We start from the raw sequence: 6,430 nt of genomic DNA, 5'->3' as shown, positions 1-6,430 counted from the left end.
GCTACGCCGCTTTTTCTGCTGCATAGTTGTGGTGTGTTCGTCATAGGCTCTTTTTTTATTTCAGTGTCGCGTAGCGCGTACACCAGCGCAGCTGGCCCCTTGAACGGCCTTTCTTGGTTACTTCTTTGGCCGGCAAAGAAGTAACCACCACCCCGCCAAGTGTCACTTGGCAAACAAAGAGAAGCCGCCGCGCCACAGCGGTACGACAATATCCGTCCTGCCAAGGTAGCCAATCAAACAAACGATAGACCAAGTCCCGCACCGCTTTATACAGAAGGCCCCGATGTCAAAGCATCGGGGCCTTCTGTATAAAGCGGTGCTTAAGCAATGTCCAACTCCTGTCCAAACCTTGTCCCCAGCATGGCGCTCGCGACGAATTTGGAGTCCACAACCTCGAAATGCAGCATGCCGTCATACTGGTCGACAATGCTGCGTACCACCTGCAGGCCGATACCGTGGTTGTTCCGGTCCCGCTTGGTGGTCAGCAGGTTCGGGTTGGCCCGCAGAACATCGTGATCCACCGTATTGGTGCAGACGACCGCGATGTAGTTCTTGACGACCTTGACCTCCAGATCGATTTGCGGATCGGCGATCTCCTCGCATGCCTCGATTGCGTTGTCGAACAGATTGGAGATCACCGCGCACAGCTGGCTTTCCTCGACACCCATCTGCTGCGGCAGCGCGGCGCGCACCTGCACGTCAATCTGTTTGGAACGCGCGTAGGCCGCCTTCTGGTTCAGGATCGCGTTCACGATGTTGTTGCCCGATTCAATCATATCGACGGTGTATTCGCTGCGGTACAGCTTGGAGAAATACGTCTCCAGCTCGTCGTACCGCTTCTGCTTGAGCATCAGGTTCATACAGAATACATGGTTCTTGAGCTCATGCCGCATCTGGCGCAGATTGTTGTAGGACTGGGTTGTTTCCTCTAAATACTTCTTCTGCATGTCAAGCTGCTGGGCCAGCAGCTTGTATTTGTACTTCTCCTCATACTCCCGGATGATCTTGGAGAACAGATAGTACAGCAGCATGACGATGACCAGCGAATAGAGCATCTGCAGCAGGTTCAGCGTGGAATCGCTGCTGCCGGAGTCCCGGAACGGCACGATCATGATGAAGTTGACCGCCAGGATCGCCAGCATGATGATCCAATAGTAGGTTGGCAGCTTGAACCGCGTCTTGACGGCATGGTGAACGATGAAGCGGGTGATCAGAAAGAGCATCAATTGTGCGGAAAGCTGCTGGAGGATATCCGAGAGGATCAGCAGGTTCCCGGAAAGCTCCGCGCCGTCCAGCAGCAGGATACGCGTGCCGGTCGTGATGAACCGTACCAGAATCAGGCAGGACACGTAGGCCAGCAGGGTGATGCCCTTGAGGTAGATCTTGCCGTTCAGGAAGACCAGGCTGAACAGCAGCCCGACCAGAAAATACAGGGATAGATAGGTCTGGAAATTGAGCTCCATCGTTTTATCGATCAGCAGGATGAATCCGGTTCCGGCCAGTGTGGACAATAAAAAGACCAGCCGCGTATTGGTGAATCTGCGTTTATAGGAGAATATCCGGAACAGGATGTCCAGCATCAAAATGACATCCACAAATTTATTGCCGTAGTCCATTATGATTTGCAGGGCGGATAGAAAGGTACTCATAAGGCCAATCTCCTGAATTTCTCCTTCACCTCGGAGATGCGGTATTTGCTGACGGGCAGCCGCTCACCGATATCCAGCACAACCTCGCCGCGCTCGATGCTGAAGATATAGCGGTAGTTGACAAGATATCCCTTGTGAATGCGGATGAACCCATAGCCTTTCAGCATCTCTTCCAGATCGGCGAGTTTGTAGGTGATTTCAAGCTTCTCGTTCTCCATCACAATCGAAAGGGTTTTGTTGGTGCATTCGACGTAGATGATCTTGAACGGGTCGAGTGAAACAAAGGTCTTGTTGATGGTCAGCACGATATCGTGCGGTTTTTCCCGGGAAAGCTCATGGACGATATCCTGTACGACCTGGCCGATCTCTGCGTCAAACCGGCTTTTGCGAACGAACCGAAACGGTTTGACCTTTAAGGACTGGTACACATACTCCTCCCGGTTGGAGATAAAGACGATCAGGCTGTCGTTCTGCTGTTCGCGCAGATGTCTGCCCAGATCGATGCCGTTGACATCGGGCATATCGATGTCCAGGAACAGGACGTCATAAGAATGGGTGGTCATGATCTTTTTCCGCAGCAGCGTTCCGTGCTGAAATGGTTCAACAATGCATTCCAGCCCATGACTGCGGAACAGCGCGCCGATCTCTCTGGTGAGATAATCCAGCGTTACAGCCTCATCGTCACAGACTGCAATATTCAGCAATGGATGCTCACCTCCTTTTCTTTGTTTGGGACGCCGGTCAAAAGGATCGGTCAGTCCCGCAGAGCTTTTTAAATCTGTGTAAATTTTCCTGCACTTCGGATGCCGGCGTACCGGTGTCCGTTCCCCTTTATCATACCGTATTTTTGGATGAAATGCAAGGATCGGTTTTGTTCCTTTTTGTATAAACTGCCCACTTGCGCAGAGTTGCCGCCCACTCACGCAGGGCCTCTTGACGAAGCCTTCAGGCGGTGTTATAGTACAGACAGGACAAGTCAAAAGATGTTTTCCGGCCGGAAAGCGCGGGTCCTTTACGTCAAAAGATCATAGAAAGGGTCATCTTGAGAAAGGTGGATAACCAGATGCGAAAGGTCAAACGGTTGTTATCTGCGTCTCTCGCTTTGATGATCTGTCTGCCGCTGTCATGTGTTGGCGCGTCAGCGCTGACGGCACAGAGGATGCAGGGCCGGGACGGGGTCGGAGCCTCTTTGGCAAAGATCCTGCAAGCAGATGACAATTTCACAACAACGCATGCGCTCCTTCAGCAGAGCGCCCGGCAGGAAGGTTTGCCTGCCGGACAGGAAAACATCGCCGCCATCGGCGCCGGAGAAAATCCGCTTGCCGACGGCACCGTCATTGCCATGTTCGTCGGAATGGCAATGGTCAGTTCATTGGGTGCCTTCGCACTCCGTAAGAAACGATAATCTGTATTTCTTTAATATGTCTTTAGAATCCTTTTAACAGTGTCTGTAAGAGAAGCGGGACGATGGTTTATACGCCGTCCCGCTTCTTTTTTTGTCGCAAAGAAGCGGAGTGTGACCGCTGCTTCTTTGTAAGGTTATATTTTGCAGGGTGGTGTTGTATGGTACAGCGGTTTTACACTGTTTACCAAGTAGCACTTGGCAAAGTGACAGTTGCTCTTTTGCGCTGCCAAAAGAGTAACCAGAAAAGGCCGTTCAAGGGGCCAGCTGCGCTGGTGTACGCGCTACGCGACACTGAAATAAAAAAAGAGCCTATGACAAACACACCACAACAACGAGGCGGAAAAAACGGCGCAGCCGAACGCCCCACCGCAGGTGGTGGCCCCCTTGAAAATCCCCTCTGATATCCTATTATCTGCTTCGGCCGCCTGCAGGCGGCGTATTGCTTTTGGCAGGATGGCTGGGCATAGCTAGCAGCGGACGCTTCCCCGGTTACAATTAACTCCTATGATAACCCGATGCTTTGGCTGGCATGTGTATTTTTTAGGCTCCTCATGAGATTATGGGAATTTTAAATGAAATGGCTTCCTTTTAATTCTAAAAGAGCTTGACGAGCAAAAGTTCTCTGCTGGATTTCAACGAAGTTGTGTCCCTTGAGCGCAAAAGCATTTCTACAAACAAAGGTCGGATGCTGTCATTTGCCGGTGTTTTAACAAACTGAACGGAGACAGACCGTGGTCATGCTTTGTACCTATTGCAAGAGGAACATCATGACGGAAGTACTGGGAGACAGATACAGGTCGGCTGGACCTGCGGCGCTTCACGGATGATTAATTTGTCTGGAAAGATCCTCCTGCACTGATTGCCCGCGGAAAAAACGGATGTGCAGATCACACCCGATTTGAAACAGTTCGCGCGGGGTCTGTTGCATCCGTCCGGGATAAATGTTACGATCTGACTGTAAAAACGGTCATCATGATCAGAATTCCAAAAGGAATTTTTGTCGAACATGACAGCGGTTTGTTTCAAAATACGGATTTCTGAAATGTTTGGGGTGGAAAGGGGGCTAAGTTATCCCATGGGAATCCGTTTCATGAAAATAGACATTTTGTAGACTGTCAAAAGAAGCACCATACAGAGAAAGGGGATTATAAAAACCATGAATAAGGGAAAAAGACATCTCTTCAAAAAATGCGGCGCGTTGCTGCTTGCAGCGCTGATGGCTTCCTCCTCCATGCCGGTATTTGCGGGAAACTCCTATGTCACCGACAACACAGAGGAGGTCATGAACAACGCGTCCTCTGAAGGCGGCTGCTGAGGAGAATACGACCGTCGTATACTTTGTCCGTGTCGGCCCGACCGGCCACGGCGGCAGCAACATCGCAAACGATCAGATGTGCATGGACACCGAGGATGCCGCGTTCCTCAAGGAACTGCAGGAAAGATGCGGCGAGAATGGCAACAAGCTTGCGGTCGTCACCTACAACCGTTCCGCCTACAGCTTCGACGGCGACTGGCTGGACGGCACCGACGCGCTGATGGCGGCGTTCTATCCGGGACAGGCCGGCGGCACCGCCATTGCGAACCTGCTGACCGGCAAGACCAATCCGAGCGGCAAGCTGTCCGTCACCATGCCGAAATCCTATAAGGATATGCTCCTTTACTGGGAGGAGTGGGATACGAACGGCAACGGCGAATACGACGAGGGCGAAGACTACGAGAACTATCTGGCATGGCAGCGCTATGGACAGGGTGCGGCGGTCTTCTATCAGGGCACCAGAACCGAGTACTACGCGCAGTACAACGAAGGCCTGTACTTCGGCTACCGCTGGTATGACTTCAAGGACATCCAGCCGCAGTATGCCTATGGCTACGGCCTTTCCTACACGGCCTTTGAATATTCCGATATTGCCGTTGACGACCGCGGCGATGAAATCGACGTGACTGTGACGGTGACCAATACCGGCGGCGCCGCGGGCGCGGAGATCGTACAGGTTTATCTGGGCAGCATCGAGGTGCCGGACAACGTACAGATGTCCGAAAAACAGCTTGCGGCCTTTGGACGCACTGGAGAACTGCAGCCGGGACAGAGCGAAACCATCACAATGACCGTCAGCGAGCGGATGCTCTCCTATTGGGATGATTCGATTGAGGACGACAACCTGATCGAATACGACGACGGCACCAGGGGCAAATGGGTGCTCGCGGAGGGTGAGCGTGCGCTGTATGTCGGGTCCTCCTCCGACGACCTGTCCTGGAGCACCACGGTCTATCCGGAACACATTGTGGAGGCGAACAAAACCACCCTGAATAAAATCATTGCGTATGCGCAAGAGCAGATGAAGAAGGATGACTACCAGTATGTCGTGGAAGAGGTCCGCGAGGGCTTCGAGGCCGCGCTCGAAAACGCGAAGGCGGTCAGCGCGAACCTGCGGTCCACCCAGAAGGAAACCGAGGAAGCCTGGACGACACTGGTCAAATGGGTTCATGGACTCGGCATCATGACCGGAGACAAAACGCTGCTGCTCGAAGCGATCACGGCGGCCGGCGGTTACAACCTGGACAACTATGCCGAGGATGGCAAACAGGACTTCCGGGATGCCCTGGGCACGGCGCAGTCGGTCTATGAGGACAAATTTGCGAAACAGGATGCGGTCGACGACGCGACCGGCGCGCTGGTCGACGCGATTCTGGCCCTGCGGCTGAAGGCAAACACGGCCAATCTGGACGCGCTGCTCAGCCAGGCCAGAACGATGGACCTGAGTCTGTACACCGCCGAATCGGCAAACCTGCTGCGCACCGCGATGGCGGCGGCGGACGCGGTGTTGCGCTCCGATCCGAGCATCGATGAACAGGATGCGGTGGACAATGCCGAGACGAACCTGCGGTCCTCGATAGACGGCCTTGTCAAGCTTGGCGATTCCGGAAAGGGTGATCCAGGCAGGGACGACACCAGCAAAGAGGATCCGGAAATCTCCGATTCCGGCAAGGATACATCCGATCCTGACCAGGATGCGAACGGCTCTTCAAACACGAAACCCGGTTCCGATGCGGCGGGTTCAGCAAGCGGCACGACCTCTTCGGCCAGCGCGTCAAACGGTAAAAAGAAGAACGTCTACACCGGCAACGCCGCACCGATCGCGTGGGCGGCAGGCGCGATTCTGCTCGGCGGAATCGGCGTGATGTTCACCAGGAAGAAAAAATTCGAAGAATAAACCGATGCCCGAACGGCAGCGGCCGAAAGAAATCTGACGGCCGGCGTGCGGGACATCAAAAAAGAAGCCCAGGGAAAGCTCCCTGGGCTTCTTTTGCGTCCCGCCGGTGCCGGATGCTTGGCGGTTTTGTGCATCTTTTTAGTGCCGTCCTGCTGTGCCCTCTG

General features: G+C 53.6%; 6 protein-coding genes. 4 read left to right on the top strand and 2 right to left on the bottom strand.

Features of this window, described 5'->3' with window-relative positions; translation table 11 throughout:
• Nucleotides 1-320: 320 nt before the first annotated feature.
• Both BN348_RS12340 and BN348_RS12335 read right to left on the bottom strand, forming a co-directional pair.
• Nucleotides 321-1,649: a sensor histidine kinase gene (locus BN348_RS12340; RefSeq protein ID WP_040198340.1), complete on the bottom strand. Its 1,329-nt coding sequence runs from the start codon at nt 1,647-1,649 to the stop codon at nt 321-323.
• Entirely contained in the window at nt 1,646-2,353 is a 708-nt protein-coding gene (locus BN348_RS12335; protein ID WP_040198339.1) for a LytR/AlgR family response regulator transcription factor, read from the bottom strand. The genes BN348_RS12340 and BN348_RS12335 overlap by 4 nt, the downstream gene beginning before the upstream one ends.
• A 359-nt stretch (nt 2,354-2,712) precedes the next feature.
• Here BN348_RS12335 and BN348_RS12330 point away from each other — a divergent pair, with 359 nt between their 5' ends.
• The 4 genes from BN348_RS12330 to BN348_RS12320 all read left to right on the top strand — a co-directional run bounded on the left by BN348_RS12330 (nt 2,713) and on the right by BN348_RS12320 (nt 6,266).
• On the top strand, nt 2,713-3,054 hold the full coding sequence (locus BN348_RS12330; RefSeq protein WP_156136517.1) for a hypothetical protein: 342 nt from the start codon (nt 2,713-2,715) through the stop codon (nt 3,052-3,054).
• A gap of 158 nt (nt 3,055-3,212) precedes the next feature.
• Nucleotides 3,213-3,455 (top strand): hypothetical protein, encoded by a 243-nt coding sequence (locus BN348_RS12325; RefSeq protein ID WP_040198337.1) that lies wholly within the window; start codon nt 3,213-3,215, stop codon nt 3,453-3,455.
• Between the two features lie 755 nt (nt 3,456-4,210).
• Nucleotides 4,211-4,369, top strand: coding sequence for a hypothetical protein (locus BN348_RS13975; protein WP_156136516.1), 159 nt, complete (start codon nt 4,211-4,213; stop codon nt 4,367-4,369).
• The gene (locus tag BN348_RS12320) at nt 4,353-6,266 is read left to right on the top strand and encodes a glycoside hydrolase family 3 C-terminal domain-containing protein (protein ID WP_242844350.1); all 1,914 of its coding nucleotides are present in this window, start codon (nt 4,353-4,355) and stop codon (nt 6,264-6,266) included. Before BN348_RS13975 ends, BN348_RS12320 begins: the two co-directional genes overlap by 17 nt.
• Nucleotides 6,267-6,430: the final 164 nt, after the last annotated feature.

It is taken from the genome of Candidatus Soleaferrea massiliensis AP7 (assembly GCF_000820765.1).
GTDB classification, from domain to species: Bacteria; Bacillota; Clostridia; order Oscillospirales; family Ruminococcaceae; genus Soleaferrea; species Soleaferrea massiliensis.
This window is presented reverse-complemented; position numbering and strand designations above follow the sequence as displayed.